Source organism: Cardiobacteriaceae bacterium TAE3-ERU3 (assembly GCA_019218315.1).
Lineage (GTDB): Bacteria > Pseudomonadota > Gammaproteobacteria > Cardiobacteriales > Cardiobacteriaceae > JAHUUI01.
Window position 1 is genome coordinate 129,954 of the sequence record JAHUUI010000001.1, and the last position, 17,444, is coordinate 147,397.

Consider the following 17,444-nt stretch of genomic DNA (forward strand, 5'->3'; position numbering starts at 1 on the left):
AGACCAAACTTATGAGCCAATACGTTTTTACCATGAATCGGGTGAGCAAAGTCGTGCCACCCGGCAAATTTATTCTTAAAGATATCTCGCTATCCTTCTTCCCGGGGGCAAAAATCGGCATCCTCGGTTTGAATGGCGCGGGTAAATCAACCTTGCTACGCATCATGGCTGGCGTGGATACAGATATTCAGGGCGAAGCACGCCCACAGCCAAACCTAGATATTGGCTACCTGCCGCAAGAACCACAACTCGACCCTGAAAAGACTGTGCGTGAAGTCGTTGAAGAAGCGATGAGCAATCTCAAAGACGTGCAAGCTGAGCTCGACGCCGTTTACGCCGCTTATGCAGATCCAGATGCAGATTTTGACGCACTCGCAGCCAAGCAAGCCGAGCTGGAAAATAAACTCTCAGCTGGCGATGGGCACGACATGGAGCGCCGTATGGACATTGCCGCAGACGCCCTGCGCCTGCCTCCATGGGATCAAAAAACCGGTACGTTGTCTGGCGGTGAAAAACGCCGCGTCGCACTCTGTCGCCTCCTACTTTCAAACCCCGATATGCTGCTGCTCGATGAGCCAACCAACCACCTTGATGCTGAATCAGTCGCATGGCTGGAGCGCTATCTCGCAGAGTTTCCTGGCACCGTCGTCGCCGTTACGCACGACCGCTACTTCCTCGATAATGTTGCAGGCTGGATTCTTGAGCTCGACCGTGGCGAAGGCATCCCATGGCAAGGCAACTACTCTTCATGGCTGGAGCAAAAAGAGAAGCGCCTCGCTACCGAAGAAAAGCAGGAATCAGCTCACCGCCGCGCATTGAAGAAAGAGCTGGAATGGGTACGTAATAACCCTAAAGGCCGTCAAAGCAAGAGCAAGGCTCGCCTGCAACGCTTTGATGAGCTTTCAAGCAAAGAATTCCAGAAGCGCAGCGAAACACAAGAAATTTATATCCCACCAGGCGAGCGCCTTGGTGACAAAATTGCCATTGCAGAAAACGTCAGTAAGGGCTACGAGCACAAAATGCTCTACAGCGACCTTAATTTCAATCTACCACCGGGGGCAATCGTTGGCATTATCGGCCCAAATGGCGCCGGCAAATCAACCTTGTTCAACCTGCTTGCAGGCCGAGATACGCCAGACAGCGGCACCATTGAAATTGGGGAAACCGTCAATCTCGCATTTGTCGACCAATCACGTGACAACCTCGACCCTAAAAAAACCGTCTGGGAAGAAGTATCCGAAGGACTCGACAACATCACGGTTGGCACCTACACCATTCCATCACGAGCGTATCTTGGTCGCTTCAACTTCAAAGGCTCGGATCAACAAAAGCGCGTTGGTGACTTATCTGGAGGTGAGCGCAACCGCTTACATCTCGCTAAACTACTGAAGAGTGGCGGCAACGTATTGCTGCTTGATGAGCCAACTAACGATCTTGATATAGAGACCTTGCGTGCACTTGAAGAAGCTATTCTCGCTTTCCCGGGTAGCGCTCTGATCATCTCGCACGACCGCTGGTTTCTGGATCGCGTTGCCACCCACATTCTCGCGTTTGAAGGTGATTCACAAGTCAACTTCTTCCCCGGCACCTACTCCGAGTACGAAGCTGACCGTCGCAAGCGTCTTGGTGATGAGGCTGACCAGCCACACCGCATCAAATACAAACGCATTCAGTAAACCCAAACCAACAAAGCCCGCTTAACTGCGGGCTTTTACATAAATCACAGGAGAGATAATGCTTATCGTAACCGGACTGGCCGGCGCAGGAAAAACCGTCGCTATGAATACCCTTGAAGACCTCGGCTACTACTGTATCGACAACCTACCAGTCAACATGCTCGAAGCACTAGCCAACGACTTTGCAGCTGAACACCCTCAACCGGTTGCCGTAGCCATTGACTCTCGCAATCCACAAGGCATCGCATCGTTACCAGAAGTCTTTCACCGCCTCCACAAGCTTGTCGATCTACAAATACTATTTCTCACTGCAAACACTGAAACACTCGTACGCCGCTATAGCGAAACCAGACGGCCACATCCAGCACACATCATCAAAAGTAACAATCACTCACTGCCAGAGGCCATTGAAGAAGAACGCCGCCTACTTGGCAATATTTTTGACCTCGCCGAGCTCACTATCGATACCAGCCGTTACAACGTCTATAAACTTAAGGACAAAATTACCCAGCTGCTTACAGCCAACACAGCAGAACTAATGATTACACTACAATCTTTTGGCTTTAAGCATGGCACGCCAGTTAATGCAGACTATATGTTCGATGTCCGCTTCCTGCCAAATCCATACTGGGAGGCTGACCTGCGCGCTTATAGTGGCTGTGACCAACCTATTGTGGAATTCTTTAACAAATACGATGAACCACAAAACTTTATTAAACAAACAGAGCAATACTTACACTACTGTTTGCCTCAATTTGCCAATAACGGCAATAGAGCCTATCTCACCATCAGCATCGGCTGCACTGGCGGCCAACACCGAAGTGTGTATGTCACCGAGCAACTTGCCCACAAGCTAAAGCCCTACTTTAGCAATTTGGTTATTGAGCACCGCGATATGATTTCTAAAAGCTAACCACGATATCCATTAGGGTTCTGCGACTGCCAACGCCACGTATCTTCCATCATTTCAGGTAAAGTACGCTTTGCCTGCCAGCCCAGTTCCCTAGCCGCTTTTTCAGGATTAGCGAAGCAAGTGGCTATATCACCAGCTCTACGTGCGACAATTTTATAAGGTACTTTTCGACCACTTGCCCGTTCAAATGCAGAGACCATTTCTAGAACGGAATAACCATTACCTGTTCCAAGGTTCCAAACATGTAACCCTCTGTGCCGCTCAAGAAATCTAAGCGCATCCACGTGCCCCTGAGCCAAGTCGACCACATGGATGTAATCACGGACACCAGTACCATCCTCAGTATCGTAGTCATTTCCATATACAGACAACTTCTCTAACTTCCCTATCGCCACTTGGCTAATATAAGGCACTAAGTTATTAGGTATATCTGCTGGATCTTCACCGATTTTGCCGCTGACGTGTGCTCCTACCGGATTAAAATAACGAAGCGTTGCAATCTGCCAATCTGGATACGCAACGATCAAGTCTTCCAAGACTTGCTCAACCATCAACTTGGACATCCCATAAGGATTTGTCGGCCTCGACGTAGGGCAATCCTCACTAATCGGCATTTCTTGAGGCTCACCATAGACTGTTGCCGAAGAACTAAATACAAATCTGGACACACCAGCCTTCTTCATTGCCTCAAGTAAATACACACTACCACTGACGTTATTATCAAAATATTCAAGTGGCTTATGCACACTCTCGCCAACTGCTTTTAAACCTGCAAAGTGCATCACGGCGGATATATCGTGCTCTGTGAAAATCTGGTTGAGCAATTCCTTATTACGGACGTCACCCTCTATAAAAGTCACCTTTTTTCCACTAATTTCTTCTACTCGCCTAACAGCCTTTACAGAGCTATTAACCAAATTATCCAATACAAGAACCCGATACCCAGCTTCTAGCAAAGCCAAAACGGTATGCGAACCAATATAACCCGCTCCACCAGTAACTAAAATCATGACTTTTACTCCTTAACGCGCACCAAACCCCGTTAACATTGTCTGAATCGTTTTAAAGAAAATCAGCAAATCCAACGAAAAAGAGAAGTGCTTAATATAGAAAAAATCATATTCTATTTTAATCTTTGTCTCTTCTGTACCAGTAGCATATCCTTGGTTGACTTGCGCCCAACCTGATATGCCAGGTTTTACAATATGCCGATAATTGAAGAAAGGCACCGTTTTTTCCAAATCTCGAGCAAAGTTTAAAAACTCTGCACGTGGGCCTATTAAACTCATTTCTCCCTTAATAACATTATAAAACTGCGGCAGCTCATCAATACGAATCTTCCTAATAAACCGACCCACTCTTGTAATTCTCTCATCATTAGTGGTAGTGACTACCTCATCTGACAACTCTTTCATACTCCGAAATTTGATGACTTGAATAATTTTCCCACGATGACCTATTCTTGGTTGTACATAAAAAATACTCCCGCCATCATCAAGTTTAATAAGCAGCATAACAATCAAAAAAATAGGAAGTACAATAGGAAGAGACAACAAAATAAAAAAAACATCAAAACAATATTTGAATGCCGTATAACTCGGGGAAGGTAGTAATGAACCAAGCTCATTTTCATATATATGACGAATTCTAACTCTTCCTGTCAGAGACTCTCGAATATTACGGTAATGATACACGGGCATCCCTTGTAATGTCTGATCAGCAATAAAACGTTGCCATTCATCAGTCAAATCAAAACTATGTAAGTCAGTTACAATTGCACTAACTTGTGCATCAAGCTGAGGCTCACTCATTTTAACCCACTCTACCTCTGGAACCTGATCGGGCATGTCGATAGCACGCCCGACTGGTATATACGCAAACCGATAGTGCTCAAGATGTCTTCTGATTATGTGTAATATAAAACAATAAATCAAAAGCAAAAATGAAACCATTAAAATATAATAAAAAGAGTAAGGAACACTTGTCAGCTTTATAACAAGCACTATAAGCGCACTCCAAAAAAGTATCACTGGAAGTATATATACAGAAGAAATAATACCTGGAAATCGATAAAAATTTCTTAAAGTAAATAATACACAGATCAACAAACATAAACCTGCAATAGTACTTACAACAATATCAGTCAATATAAAATATGTCCCAAAACTATATTGCCAGAAAAATAGTGTTGGTATAAAAACTATTGTTAAAAAACCGACTAGTATCTGCACAAAAGTATTAGATAAAAAATACATCCTAAGAGACCTCTCCATTCAACAAAATATTTATTAGTCTCGCATTAACTTTTTGCACATCATACAGCTGTTCAGCTAACTTTCTACTCACTCTTCCCATATTATTAATGAGTTCGGGCGTTTCTATAAATTTAATCATCGCTTCTTCTAGAGCCACTACATCATGCGGAGGGATAAGAAATCCATTCTCGCCTTCATTCACTGTATCTCTGCATCCAGGTACATCAGTGGTAATTATAGGTCGTCCAATTGCCATCGCTTCTTGGATACTACGGGGAACCCCTTCACGGTAAAAGGAAGGTAGAACAAAAACAGAACTATCGGCAATCTCAGTTACAACATCATCGACAAAGCCTAAATACCTAACAATATCATTGTCTATATATTCTTCTAGTTCTGTTTTGCTAAGTGCAAAAGTATTATGCTCTTCAAAGCTCCCTAGAACGTTAAATTGAACAAATGGATATTTAGACTTAACCAGGGAGGCTGCTCGTAAAAACTCCATAACTCCCTTTTCACGCAGTAAACGAGCAATAAATAGGAAAGTAACTGGTCTAGACTCATCGTATGGAGAGTACTTAAAACGAGTTAAGTCTACTCCAATACCACCAAGCACTACTACTTTTTTGACACGAATTCCATAATGATCAATCAAGTCTTTTTTATCATCCCTATTAAGTAGTACTAAAACATCCAAAAATGGCAAGGATAAATTATAGAGAATTACTTGAATTTTTTTAATTATATGGCTCTTTATTCTAGTTCCAATATTTGACTTCATATTAGATACAAATGCATTCCCTAAACCCTCAATCATCCCAATACAACGTGAAGTACCAGAAATCTTAGCAGCAATAGAAGTAAAAATAACTGGTTTGACAAAATAAGGAAAAGCTATATCTATTTCTTTTTCCCGAAAAAAATTCCATAACCATATAATAGATGATAAATCCTTAAATGGATTAAGTCCTTTGCTATTAAGCTTATAATGATATACTTCCGCACCCATTGATTGTAATTTTTTTTCCTGCTCTGAAGTTGCTTTATTAACAACACAGAATACGGAGAACTGTTTGCCCAATAAATCTACTATCAAATCTCCTCGAAAATTTAACATCGTTCCAGCATCGTTCCCGATAATTGCAATTCGCTTCATAATAAACCACGATAAAAAGTTATCACTATCCTGCGTAGATATTTAACAAAGGAAAATAAAGAATAAAATATCCACTGAAAAAAATTAATATAACCCTTACTCCATATTCGATAATAATTAATTAACTCAAATTTTTCCATTTTCCAAAGTTTCGCACTAAGCCCCGAAATACCGTAAGCTTCTTTGAAACGAAAAGAAAGTGCATTAGACAATATTGCAACACGAGCTTCTCCATAACCAAATATCACTTCTAACCATAAAGCATAATCTTCAGAATATTTTTGAGCAGGGAAGCGATAAGGGACGTCTCTTCTTAACAAGACAGAAGAAGTCATAAAAAAATTAGAAATAAGGATCTCTTTTGGAGAGACAAAACGAACCGAACAGCCAGAAAGAGTCTCTCCAGCATTCGTATGTATACATTTTTTTGTATCCACATCATCAATATCACTCTCGCTGATTACTTTGGCATGGTTTGCAAGCAAAACTATTTCAGGATAACGTTTTAGCACATCACATTTTTGAGATAGATAATCAGAATCCCATGCGTCGTCTGCATCTAAAAAAGCTACGTATTTATATTTCGCTATCGACCAACCATGATTCCTTGCCTCACTAGGCCCTTTATTATTTGGCATTTGTGACAAAATTATGTTCTTAGCGCAATTAGACCTGATGAATTCTTGAACTACTGCCACTGTGTTGTCAGTACTACTGTCGTCAACAATAATAATTTCATTTGCTTGAATGGTTTGCTTTTGCAAAGATACTAATGCCCTGCAAATCGTCTGCTCAGAATTATATGCAGGAACTATAACTGAAAATGTAACCTCTTCCAATTCATCACCTTGGATATTCAAAAAATAGACTCTTTAAAAAACTAAAAAAAATGATACGGTAAAAAAGGAGATGGGCCCTGCCCCATTTCTAGCAAAATATTTCGATAAAAAAACAATATAGACAAAACACCAGCAATGAAAACCATTATTTTCCCTTCTTTCAGAAAGCTACCATCCTGAAGATAATAAATTACGATAAGTGGCGCAGAAAATAAAACCAGATCAAGTACGCGTAAAAAGGCATAACTAAAGCGTGACAAAATAAAAAATAATAATGAGAAAAACAGCAACCATAAGCAAACTGACCACTTTATATGGCGGTTAACATTAGAATAAATAAACCCTACGCACATAACCAGTAAAATAATAAGATTACTCAGCCCCGATAAACTACTGGGAGATTCAAAACTTGCATACAAATGCCATTTGTCCAAAAAATAATCTCCATTAAATGCCACAAATAACCCACAGAATAAGACACCCAATAAAATCAATCCAATACCTTTTAGACTTTTAGCTTCGAAGAAAACCAGGAAATAGAAAAGTGATAACACAAACAACAGTGAATAATGGATACTCACCCCTAAAATAATAAAAAATAATGATGTAACCCTATAATTTCGGATCCATAGCATAATAGCGGCTACTAAAAGTAGAAACCCTAATCCAATCCGAATTGTATTCATTGAAAAATCAAAGAAGATAAGAGGAAAGTAAAATACACCCAGAAAAAAAGACTCAAGCCTATCCGCTAGAGAATACAGGACAATAAATATTAAACAAACTAAAAAACTTATTAATCTTAAGACTATTTGAGCATCATCACTAATTAAACCCAAACCGCGTACAAGATATTGAAATCCGACTTCAATATCAAACCCTTTACCAGCATCAAGTAATGACTCTATTATTATAGTATAATTATATGTATCTGTCCCAACCATTCCGCGCATGGTAACAAACACGGTCGCAATCAGCATGGAAAAAATAATAAATATTTTACTTCTAAGAGCTATAATGTTTGTAATCGTTAGTGAAAAGACTTGGAAACCATAAAGCATTAAATAAATCAATATCTTTCTCCAGAAACCACCGAAAGAACATTGTCTTTAATAAAAATAAATGATAAAGATATAATTACTGCAGCAAGCAGTGCAATATCATACCCCAAAGCTGCGCCTACTACTCCATAGTTAGGAATCAGTACCTTGTACAATCCAAGTGCTGTAATCAGCACAAAAATCCATTTTAATAAAATTAATTTCCCAAGCCCCATTTTTACAAAAAATATATTCAGCCCACAATCTAAATAATACAAACAGCACCCTGGAAGCAAATAACTAAACACCTTAGAGCTCATTGCAAAACTTTCACCAAAGACTATTCTTACAATCATAGGCGAAAAATAAATCAATATTGGCAAACATAACAAAGAGAATCCAAAAATCGCTCCAGAAATGTAGAATACATTTCTTTTTATCAAACTAATATTTTTTTGTGAAAAAACCATCTTTGGTGCAAAGGTATTTACTAATAATGGTGCCACAGCGGCCACTGCCAAATTAAGTTGCATTGCAGACGCATAGATACCCAATGCAAAATCATCTGCCAACACTTCTAGCATAAGCATATCTGCACGTAGAAAAATTTGCATGATTAATAAAGCAAGAAAGAAAGGCAATCCTTTATAAAATAATTTTCTTATCAATTGAAATTTAAATCTAGGTCGACCTAGATATATATTTTTTTTATAATATATAGACAAACCAATTGCCAAAAATATGAACTCACTTACCCATGCAATAGCAAACCCAAGTATATTCCTATCGAATATATAATAAATAATTAACACAAAGCCTATCTTCACTAACATTGCTGTTATAGATATCAAAACTTTTGGCTTACTAAAGGTACGTGACTGCAGCCAAGCAGTTGTGACTGCAAATGGTTCATTACATAAAATCATCATCCCTAATATAGAAACTATTGGCAGTAACAGTGGAGATTTCTCTGTATACCACGCAGTCAACAATAAAAGAATATATGCACTTATTGCGGCAATAAGACGTAATAAAAAAGTATTACTTAATAAGTCATGCTGTTTTCTGCGAGATATATTACGTAACAATCTGGGTATAATTATTTCACTTCCACATATATAACTAAGCGACATAAATATCAAACTAAGCGATAAAGCATATTGAAATAATCCATAACTTGACACACCTAATGCTCGTGCAACTATGCCACTTACCAATAAGGTAACTAGCATTTTGGTTGCGTGCTCACAGAGCAGCCAAAATATATTTGAAAAAAAGACACGCACGAGATTTACTTTTTTTCCTTATTCGACAAAAGGCAGGATCTAATCATAATGTTATATTCACCAATATCACTTCTATTTTGGAGAGCATGGCACTGCTACTTTTCGCTGTACTATGGCATTGTTTAGCAGAACAAATACAACACCCAAAAACAAGCCCAAAATTGGCAACAATAATATTGTCACTTTTTTAGGCGAATCTGGTGTTAATGGAGCGCCGGGTGAGGCTAAGATACGATAGAACGGCACTTCTTTCTGAGCTTTTATTGCTGCAATCAGCTTTTCCAATTGTCCTTGCCTTACTTCAAGTAAATAAAATGAAGAGGGGTAGTTAATTTTCCCTTCAGTAAGCACATCAAGCTGAGCTTGTAAAAAACGTTCTCCAAGCAAGAACATCCACATCTGGCTGTCATTCTCTAAGTTAAAATCAACAATACTTGCAGAGGCAGTATTAAGCAAAGTATTTAGCCATATAACTCCTAAATCCAACGCATTATCTGCGTCAACCAGATTTGATTTTTTAGCAATACGCAAAGCTTCTGAAAGTTGTTCCAATTGATTATCTTTCTGGGATTTTAAAAGCGCCTCAATCTCACCTTTATCTGTAGATATTTGCTTTGCATATTGCTGCGCCAATATCAATAGTTCATTCTTATCTTGCATAAATGCATATTCATTTACTTTTTCAAGATAGTGATTGAGCACCCGTTGTGCCGACTTTGGATCGCTATCCGTAAAACTAAGTTTTACTACTGCACTTTGGTTATCACTCTGTTCTTCTATTTGAATCCGCAACCCCCTCAATAACTTAGCCAGTATTTTTTGCTTTTCTTCTTCACTTACTGGCTTATACTTGTCCAAAATTTGTTTATACCGTTCTGATTTCATAAAAAACTCACCACGAAAATCTTCAGAACGCAAGACTAACTGGAATACACCAAAGACCTGTTCAGCAATACTCTCATTGCTAAATTCCAAATTTTGATTCATGGAGTTATGGCTTGAGCTTTGACCTCTTCCCTCATCATCCAATGTAGACAAACGAAAAAAATCTTTTTTTTCAGAAAGGTAGTCACTAATATCTATAACTGTTGGAACAGTTACTACAGCATGTGATGACCACTTCTTAGGTGCAAAGACAACATAAAAAATAGCCAACAGGAAAAAAAGCACGCACCACAAAAGGATTGTTATCTTTTTTTTCCATAAAATCATTAACATATCAAGCATGTCTATATCATACTTTTTGCTATCCGCAGCTACAGACATTTCTATTCTCCCCAGCCAATGTAAAAATGCATTTTAATAGACTATAGCCATAAGCGTGAGGCTTTTCATGATCCCAGCACACAATCCTTGCCAAACAAAATTTTTTGTGCTTAAATACGCGGCTTATTTTGCGAGAGTGGCGGAATTGGTAGACGCGCTGGATTTAGGTTCCAGTGGGGTAACCCGTGAGAGTTCGAGTCTCTCCTTTCGCACCAGTTTACCGCGCCGCAAGGCGCTTTTTTTTTATAATTCAGGCAAATGGCCTACAACACACTGAGGAAATTATGCAGTCATCGGTAGAACAGTTGGAAGGTCTCGCGCACAAGCTGACAGTAGAAGTACCAGCTGAGCGCGTGGACGAAGCAGTTGAGAAACGTTTAAAGGAAATTCGCCCGCGTATCCGTTTGGACGGTTTTCGCCCAGGTAAAGTACCACCACAGGTCATTCGCCAAAAATATGGTGCCGGCATTCGCCAAGAAGTACTTTCAGACGTAATTGAATCTTCTTACCGTGAAGCGATGCAGAACAGTGAGTACGCTCCTGTTGCTCCTCCAAAGATTAATGTTATCTCTGGCTTTGCTGCTAACGAGCCGGTGAAATTTGAGGCAACGTTTGAAGTGATGCCAGAAGTCGAGGTTAATGGTCTTGATGGTATCGAGATTACTTTGCCAGAAAGTGAGCTGAAAGATTCAGACGTTGAAGAAATGCTCGAAACACTGCGTCGTCAGCAAGCCACTTTCAATGAGAAAGATGGCGCTGCTGAAGAAAGTGACCGTGTAACTGTCGATTTCGTTGGTAAGATTGATGGTGAAGCTTTTGATGGTGGCAGTGGTGAGGATATGAAAGTCACCATCGGCGGCGGTCAAATGCTTCCTGACTTCGAAAAAGGCCTTGAAGGTGCTAAAGCTGGAGAGGAAAAGACTTTCGATGTCACTTTCCCAGAAGATTATCAAGCTGAAGACCTTGCTGGTAAAACTGCACAATTTACCGCTCAAGTCAAAAAAGTCGAGTCCATGTCTTTGCCTGAGCTTAACGACGAGTTCATCAAGAATTTTGGCGTTGATGCTGGTAATGAAGAAGAGTTCAAAAAAGCCATTCGCGAGAATATGGCTCGCGAACTTGAGAATGCTTTACGTCGCATCAAGCGCGAGCGTATGTTTGATGCCATTCTGGACAAAAATGCAGAGCAAGTTGTTGCTGAAGGCCAAGTTGAGCAAGAAATTGATCGCATGGCGAAAGGCATGAATCTTGAGCAGCAAATTCCTGATCCAGAAACGCGCAACAAGCTTGCCAAGCAAGTTTTTGATGAGCAAGCGCGTCGTCGTGTTCGCTTAGGCTTATTGTTAGGTAAATTATTTGAAAGCCAAGAACTTGAGCTGGATCAAAAACGTGTCGATGAGCGTTTGGATGCTATTGCCTCTACTTATGAAGATCCACAAGAAGTCCGTGACTACTATCAGCAAAATCAGCAGGCAAAAACAAGCCTTGAATCAGCAATCCTCGAAGAGCAGCTGGTTGACAAGCTTTACGAACAGGCTAAGGTTGATCATGAAACCAAGACTTTCCAAGAAGTCATGGCGCTTAATGCTCAGCTACAACACTGATACACGTTAAAGCAGATCATGAGGGCGGCTTGACCGCCCTCTTTTGCGTTTTAAGATTAAGTGCAAAACTGATATGCATACTAAAGAGTTCTTCCTCCTACTTGCGACCTAAGCTCAAGCCTCGTACGATTTTGATCAGCAGCTAATGCTTGAAAAAACTGATCTAACCCCAATATATCTTTCATCTTTGCAGGAGTATTTCATGGAAATTTATAACAACATCCCTATTCCGATGGTTGTCGAGCAGACTGGACGCGGTGAGCGAGCTTTCGATATTTACTCACGTCTACTCAAAGAGCGCGTAGTCTTTTTGGTTGGCCCCGTCAATGACGCAACCGCCAATTTAGTGGTCGCACAGATGCTATTCTTAGAGGCTGAAAATCCTGAGCAGGATATTCATTTCTATATTAACTCTCCGGGTGGGTCCGTTACGGCCGGCATGTCCATCTACGATACGATGCAATTCATTAAGCCAGATGTTAGCACTATGGTTTTAGGGCAAGCAGCCAGCATGGGGGCTTTCTTGCTAACAGCAGGTACTGAAGGAAAACGCCATGCACTTCCCAACTCACGCGTAATGATTCACCAGCCTTTAGGTGGATTCCAAGGTCAAGCAACCGATATCGATATCCATGCTCGCGAAATTCTTTTCATTAAAGAACGCCTAAACCGCTTGTTAGCCAAGCATAGTGGTCAGGATTACGAAACAATCTGTCACGATACAGAGCGTGATAACTTTATGAGTGCCGAGCGTGCGAAAGAATATGGCTTGATTGACAACATCATTGATAAACGCGAAGACCTCACCAAGGCGTAAAGTTTTGCTGACTTTGTCTTGTATTATTTTGGCTTGATTTTTTCAAGCCATGGTGCCATTTATAGCAACATTATTGATTTCTGGAGATACGCATGAATTCACGCGAGCACACTTGTTCTTTTTGTAACAAATCCGAAGATGAGGTTAATCGCCTGATCACCGGCGCGGATGGTGTGACCATTTGTGATGAGTGCATCACCGTATGTATGAACCTCATCAACGATGAGCAAGAAGCGGATGATCAAGTTAAGAAGGCTGACCAAAGTAGCGTGTTAGATGACAAGCCTTTGCCAACCCCAAAAAAGATCAAACAATTTCTTGATGAATATGTCATTGGACAAGACAACGCTAAAAAAGCCTTGTCTGTTGCGGTTTACAACCATTACAAGCGCTTACGCATGAATGCGGAAGAAAGCGATGATGGCGTGGAAATCAATAAAAGTAATATTCTCATGATTGGCTCAACCGGCTCAGGTAAAACATTGCTGGCACAAACTTTGGCAAAATGCCTTGATGTGCCCTTTGCAATTGCAGATGCAACAGCTCTAACTGAGGCTGGCTATGTTGGTGAGGATGTCGAGACAATCGTACAAAAGCTACTGGTTAATTGTGATCACGATGTGGCTAAGGCTGAGCACGGCATTATTTACATTGATGAAATTGATAAGATTGCACGCAAAAGCGATAATCCTTCAATCACTCGAGACGTCTCGGGCGAAGGTGTCCAGCAAGCATTATTAAAGCTCGTTGAGGGTACTGTGGCCAGCGTTCCTCCTCAAGGCGGACGCAAACACCCACAACAAGAAATGACGCAGGTAAATACAGCAAATATTCTGTTTATTTGCGGCGGTGCTTTTGCCGGTTTGGAAAAAATTATTGCCCAACGCACGGACAAAGGCGGTATTGGTTTTGGTGCAACTGTACGCGCCAAGGCTGATAGTGGCATGGCACTTGGCGATGTTTTCAGTGAGCTGGAGCCGGAAGATTTGGTTAAATTTGGCTTAATTCCTGAGTTCGTCGGTCGTCTGCCGGTTACTGCACTTTTAGAAACACTTGATGAAGATGCGCTGATCCGTATCCTTACCGAACCTAAAAATGCGATTGTTCGCCAATTTTCCAAAATGTTTGGCTATGAAAATGTTGAATTAGTATTTGAGCCCGAAGCCCTTAAGGCTGTAGCAGCTAAAGCCATCAAGCGCAAAACTGGTGCTCGTGGCCTGCGCTCCATTGTCGAGCAAACCTTGTTGGATACAATGTTCGATCTGCCAGACCTGGAAGGCATCGAAAAAATTGTTGTCAGTAAAGAAACTATTGAAGAGGGTGGCACACCTAAATTAATCAAAAACGCCGCCCAAGAGGAAGCATGAATACAACCAGTTACCCTGTATTACCCTTACGTGATGTAGTCATCTACCCGCAAGTCATCATTCCCCTGTTTGTCGGGCGTGAAAAGTCCATACTTGCGTTGGATGAAGCAATGTCTGGAGAGCAGGAATTACTACTGATCCCACAGATTGATCCTAAGAAGCGCGAGCCAAGCTGTGATGACATGCACGATATTGGCACCGTTGGCCGAATCGTACAAATGGCCAAGCTGAGTGACGGCACGGTTAAGGTCCTGATTGAAGGCATCCAGCGGGTTAAAATTCGTCGTTATACAGCAGCAGAACCATTCATGCGTGCTGAGGTTATTGAAGTTGAAGACAGCAATAATACTGATCACAACGAATTACTCGCCATGATGAGTACAGCGATTGATCAGTTCAAGGCTTACCTGAAAGTAAACGATAAAAATGCTGATGAGCTGATCGAAACCCTACGAGACTTGGCTGATGCCGGGCGCGTCGCAGATACTATCGTCGCACATATGGATATCGACGTCTCTGACCGCGTAGATATTCTTGCACAACCAGATATTGGCGAAAGACTGCATAAAGTCTTGGTATTACTTGAGCAAGAGCACGAAAAATCTGAGCTAGATGCAACCATTCGCAAGCGTGTTAAGCAGCAAATGGAGCGCAACCAGCGCGAGTACTACCTCAATGAACAAATAAAAGCCATCCAAAAAGAACTTGGCGATATGGATGAGGCACAAAACGATATAGAGCTCCTAGAAAGCCAGATATTTGATGCCAACATGCCTGAAGAAGCCGAGAAAAAGGCACTTAATGAATTGAGCAAGCTCAAGCAGATGTCGCCAATGTCCTCAGAGGCTTCTGTGATACGGAACTACCTCGAATGGATCATCGACTACCCATGGTCAAAGAAAAAGCGTGCGCAATACAACATTGAGCGAGCTGAAAAGATTCTTGATCGTGATCACTACGGATTAGAAGACGTCAAAGAACGCATTATTGAATACCTTGCGGTGCAAAAGCGCAGCAAGGGTAACAATAAAGGCCCAATTATTTGCTTGGTTGGTCCTCCCGGTGTCGGCAAGACATCTTTAGGCAAATCTATTGCTGAAGCGACAGGACGTGCTTTTGACCGTATTTCACTCGGCGGCGTCCACGATGAAGCTGAAATTCGTGGTCACCGCCGTACATATATCGGCGCCTTACCCGGTAAAATCGTACAAAAACTGTGTAAGCTAGGCAGTAATAACCCGGTTATTTTGCTTGATGAAATCGACAAAATGGGCATGGATCACCGCGGTGACCCTGCTTCAGCATTACTGGAAGTACTTGACCCTGCGCAAAACAATACATTCAATGATCACTATCTGGAAATGGATATTGACCTCAGCAAAGTTTTGTTTATCGCAACAGCCAATACGCTCAATATTCCTGGGCCATTGCTTGATCGAATGGAAGTTATCCGCCTGCCTGGCTATACAACCAGTGAAAAGGCCGAAATTGCCGAACGCTATATTCTTCCACGCCAGATAAAAGAAAATGCGCTCAAAAAAGATGAATTCAGCGTTGAAGATGGCGTTATTTACAACGTCATTGAAGATTATACGCGTGAAGCCGGTGTGCGTAACTTGGAGCGTGAGCTCGGAAAGTTAGCACGCAAAAGTGTCCGTAAATTGCTTGATAAAGACACAGACAGCATCGTCGTCACTACAGATAATTTGGATGACTTTTTAGGCGTTCCTAAATATCAGCGTAGCCCTGAAGATCTGCAAAACAAAATTGGCTGTGTCACTGGTTTGGCGTGGACGTCAGTTGGAGGCGAGTTACTACAGATCGAAACTGCCGTTTTCACAGGCAAAGGTAAGCTTAACCTCACCGGGCAAATGGGCGATGTCATGAAAGAGTCTGTGCATGCCGCACTGTCTGTCGTACGATCAACAATTGATAAAGCAGACAGCAGCTTCCGCTTCAATGACTACGATATTCATATGCATATGCCAGAGGGTGCAACACCCAAAGATGGCCCCAGCGCCGGTATTGCTATGGCAACAGCATTGATGTCTTCACTGACTAAAATACCCGTACGTGGCGATATCGCCATGACAGGCGAAATAACCTTACACGGTCGTGTATTGGCGATTGGTGGCCTGAAAGAAAAGCTGCTCGCTGCTGTCCGCGGTAAAATCAGCACTGTACTTATTCCTGAGGAAAACGTTAAAGACTTGCGAGATATTCCTCAGGAGGTCAAAGATGCGCTGGAAATCATACCAGTTAAACATGTTGATCAAGTATTTGAACATGCATTAGAGTCTCATAAGCTTCCACTTCATGAGCGTATTGCAAGCCTACACTACTCAGCCGTTCATGCTGGAAAAGTTACTCAAAGTACTGATCGACCCTGCTAAAAAGGCATAATAATTTTATTGTAACTTTTATTATTTAATTCAAAATGATAAGCAAATGTGTTTTCTGTACTGCTTTTAAGGGGTTCTTGTTGCAAAATATTTGTTAACCCTTGAAACTAAAAAAATGTTTGACAGCGGTTTTTTTCACCTGTATAAATTTTAACTGTCGGTGCGCTGATGCGCCGCTTTCCAAACACACAACCTAGAAGGTAGACAGGAATATGAACAAGACGGAATTGGTCGAAGCCATCGCGGCAGCAGCAGGTATTACCAAAGCAGAAGCCAACAAAGCGCTTGATGCTTTTATTGATAATGTCACTGAAACCCTTAAAAAAGGCGACAAAGTCACTCTTATTGGTTTCGGTACCTTTGAAACTCGTGAGCGCTCAGCACGTACTGGTCGTAACCCACAGACTGGTGCTGAGATCCAAATCGCGGCCAGCACTACCCCAGCTTTCAAGGCTGGTAAGAAACTCAAAGATGCTCTCAACTAAGCAACAGACAGTTTCTTTAAAAGCGGCTCCTGTAGCCGCTTTTTTTATCTCTGAATCACCATGGCCAAACCATCAGCCTTATAGCCTAACAAATTGAATTTAATACATTTACAATTAAATAAATCTTGTTTATATAAATAAACATCACTTCAACACAAGAAAAACGATTTTTTTATTTGCGAAAAATAAAGTTATCCGTATAATAGCGCCTCTCACACAAGCCGAAGTGGCGGAACTGGTAGACGCAGCGGATTCAAAATCCGCCGGTGGTAACACCTTGAGAGTTCGAGTCTCTCCTTCGGCACCATACAATTTCTTGCATTCTCTTCCTTAGCATG

The 17,444-nt window shown here is 41.4% G+C and carries 14 protein-coding genes and 2 tRNA genes; 9 read left to right on the top strand and 7 right to left on the bottom strand.

Going from position 1 to position 17,444, the window contains the following annotated elements; translation table 11 throughout:
* The first annotated feature begins 11 nt into the window (after nucleotides 1-11).
* Nucleotides 12-1,676 (top strand): energy-dependent translational throttle protein EttA, encoded by a 1,665-nt coding sequence (ettA, locus tag KRX19_00520; protein ID MBV7433500.1) that lies wholly within the window; start codon nucleotides 12-14, stop codon nucleotides 1,674-1,676.
* A 58-nt stretch (nucleotides 1,677-1,734) separates the two neighbouring features.
* Nucleotides 1,735-2,589 (top strand): RNase adapter RapZ, encoded by an 855-nt coding sequence (rapZ, locus tag KRX19_00525; protein ID MBV7433501.1) that lies wholly within the window; start codon nucleotides 1,735-1,737, stop codon nucleotides 2,587-2,589.
* On the opposite strand, the gene galE is transcribed toward rapZ, so the two are convergent.
* The 7 genes from galE to KRX19_00560 all read right to left on the bottom strand — a co-directional run bounded on the left by galE (nucleotide 2,586) and on the right by KRX19_00560 (nucleotide 10,431).
* Nucleotides 2,586-3,599, bottom strand: coding sequence for a UDP-glucose 4-epimerase GalE (gene galE / locus KRX19_00530; protein ID MBV7433502.1), 1,014 nt, complete (start codon nucleotides 3,597-3,599; stop codon nucleotides 2,586-2,588). The genes rapZ and galE overlap by 4 nt on opposite strands.
* Nucleotides 3,600-3,611: 12 nt before the next feature.
* Nucleotides 3,612-4,844 (bottom strand): sugar transferase, encoded by a 1,233-nt coding sequence (locus KRX19_00535; GenBank protein ID MBV7433503.1) that lies wholly within the window; start codon nucleotides 4,842-4,844, stop codon nucleotides 3,612-3,614.
* A 1-nt stretch (nucleotide 4,845) separates the two neighbouring features.
* On the bottom strand, nucleotides 4,846-6,000 hold the full coding sequence (locus KRX19_00540; protein ID MBV7433504.1) for a glycosyltransferase family 4 protein: 1,155 nt from the start codon (nucleotides 5,998-6,000) through the stop codon (nucleotides 4,846-4,848).
* A complete protein-coding gene (locus KRX19_00545; GenBank protein MBV7433505.1) occupies nucleotides 5,997-6,860 on the bottom strand; it encodes a glycosyltransferase family 2 protein in 864 nt (287 codons plus the stop codon). The genes KRX19_00540 and KRX19_00545 overlap by 4 nt, the downstream gene beginning before the upstream one ends.
* Nucleotides 6,861-6,880: 20 nt before the next feature.
* Nucleotides 6,881-7,912 carry an EpsG family protein gene (locus KRX19_00550; GenBank protein ID MBV7433506.1) on the bottom strand — a complete coding sequence of 344 codons (1,032 nt, stop codon included), beginning with the start codon at nucleotides 7,910-7,912 and terminating at the stop codon, nucleotides 6,881-6,883.
* On the bottom strand, nucleotides 7,909-9,111 hold the full coding sequence (locus KRX19_00555) for an oligosaccharide flippase family protein (GenBank protein MBV7433507.1): 1,203 nt from the start codon (nucleotides 9,109-9,111) through the stop codon (nucleotides 7,909-7,911). Before KRX19_00555 ends, KRX19_00550 begins: the two co-directional genes overlap by 4 nt.
* Before the next feature lie 126 nt (nucleotides 9,112-9,237).
* Nucleotides 9,238-10,431, bottom strand: coding sequence for a hypothetical protein (locus tag KRX19_00560; protein ID MBV7433508.1), 1,194 nt, complete (start codon nucleotides 10,429-10,431; stop codon nucleotides 9,238-9,240).
* Nucleotides 10,432-10,561: 130 nt separating this feature from the next.
* On the opposite strand from KRX19_00560, the gene KRX19_00565 reads away from it, so the two are divergent.
* The 7 genes from KRX19_00565 (at nucleotide 10,562) to KRX19_00595 (ending at nucleotide 17,413) form a co-directional block, all read left to right on the top strand.
* Nucleotides 10,562-10,646: transfer RNA gene (locus tag KRX19_00565), tRNA-Leu, on the top strand.
* A 69-nt stretch (nucleotides 10,647-10,715) separates the two neighbouring features.
* The gene (gene tig, locus KRX19_00570; protein ID MBV7433509.1) at nucleotides 10,716-12,035 is read left to right on the top strand and encodes a trigger factor; all 1,320 of its coding nucleotides are present in this window, start codon (nucleotides 10,716-10,718) and stop codon (nucleotides 12,033-12,035) included.
* Nucleotides 12,036-12,237: 202 nt separating this feature from the next.
* On the top strand, nucleotides 12,238-12,852 hold the full coding sequence (gene clpP, locus KRX19_00575; GenBank protein MBV7433510.1) for an ATP-dependent Clp endopeptidase proteolytic subunit ClpP: 615 nt from the start codon (nucleotides 12,238-12,240) through the stop codon (nucleotides 12,850-12,852).
* Nucleotides 12,853-12,944: 92 nt separating this feature from the next.
* Entirely contained in the window at nucleotides 12,945-14,219 is a 1,275-nt protein-coding gene (clpX, locus tag KRX19_00580) for an ATP-dependent Clp protease ATP-binding subunit ClpX (GenBank protein ID MBV7433511.1), read from the top strand.
* Nucleotides 14,216-16,612 carry an endopeptidase La gene (gene lon, locus KRX19_00585; GenBank protein MBV7433512.1) on the top strand — a complete coding sequence of 799 codons (2,397 nt, stop codon included), beginning with the start codon at nucleotides 14,216-14,218 and terminating at the stop codon, nucleotides 16,610-16,612. The genes clpX and lon overlap by 4 nt, the downstream gene beginning before the upstream one ends.
* A gap of 221 nt (nucleotides 16,613-16,833) precedes the next feature.
* Nucleotides 16,834-17,106, top strand: a complete 273-nt coding sequence (locus KRX19_00590) for an HU family DNA-binding protein (protein MBV7433513.1) — start codon at nucleotides 16,834-16,836, stop codon at nucleotides 17,104-17,106.
* A gap of 220 nt (nucleotides 17,107-17,326) precedes the next feature.
* A tRNA-Leu gene (locus KRX19_00595) sits at nucleotides 17,327-17,413 on the top strand.
* The last annotated feature ends 31 nt before the right edge of the window (nucleotides 17,414-17,444 follow it).

Bases quoted from the DNA above. Each gene is read 5' to 3' on its own strand.
- lon (MBV7433512.1), top strand. From the start codon at position 14,216: ATGAATACAACCAGTTACCCTGTATTACCCTTACGTGATGTAGTCATC.
- KRX19_00560 (MBV7433508.1), bottom strand. From the start codon at position 10,431: ATGTCTGTAGCTGCGGATAGCAAAAAGTATGATATAGACATGCTTGAT.
- clpP (MBV7433510.1), top strand. From the start codon at position 12,238: ATGGAAATTTATAACAACATCCCTATTCCGATGGTTGTCGAGCAGACT.
- KRX19_00555 (MBV7433507.1), bottom strand. From the start codon at position 9,111: ATGCTAGTTACCTTATTGGTAAGTGGCATAGTTGCACGAGCATTAGGT.
- tig (MBV7433509.1), top strand. From the start codon at position 10,716: ATGCAGTCATCGGTAGAACAGTTGGAAGGTCTCGCGCACAAGCTGACA.
- clpX (MBV7433511.1), top strand. From the start codon at position 12,945: ATGAATTCACGCGAGCACACTTGTTCTTTTTGTAACAAATCCGAAGAT.
- rapZ (MBV7433501.1), top strand. From the start codon at position 1,735: ATGCTTATCGTAACCGGACTGGCCGGCGCAGGAAAAACCGTCGCTATG.
- KRX19_00590 (MBV7433513.1), top strand. From the start codon at position 16,834: ATGAACAAGACGGAATTGGTCGAAGCCATCGCGGCAGCAGCAGGTATT.
- KRX19_00535 (MBV7433503.1), bottom strand. From the start codon at position 4,844: ATGTATTTTTTATCTAATACTTTTGTGCAGATACTAGTCGGTTTTTTA.
- KRX19_00540 (MBV7433504.1), bottom strand. From the start codon at position 6,000: ATGAAGCGAATTGCAATTATCGGGAACGATGCTGGAACGATGTTAAAT.
- ettA (MBV7433500.1), top strand. From the start codon at position 12: ATGAGCCAATACGTTTTTACCATGAATCGGGTGAGCAAAGTCGTGCCA.
- galE (MBV7433502.1), bottom strand. From the start codon at position 3,599: ATGATTTTAGTTACTGGTGGAGCGGGTTATATTGGTTCGCATACCGTT.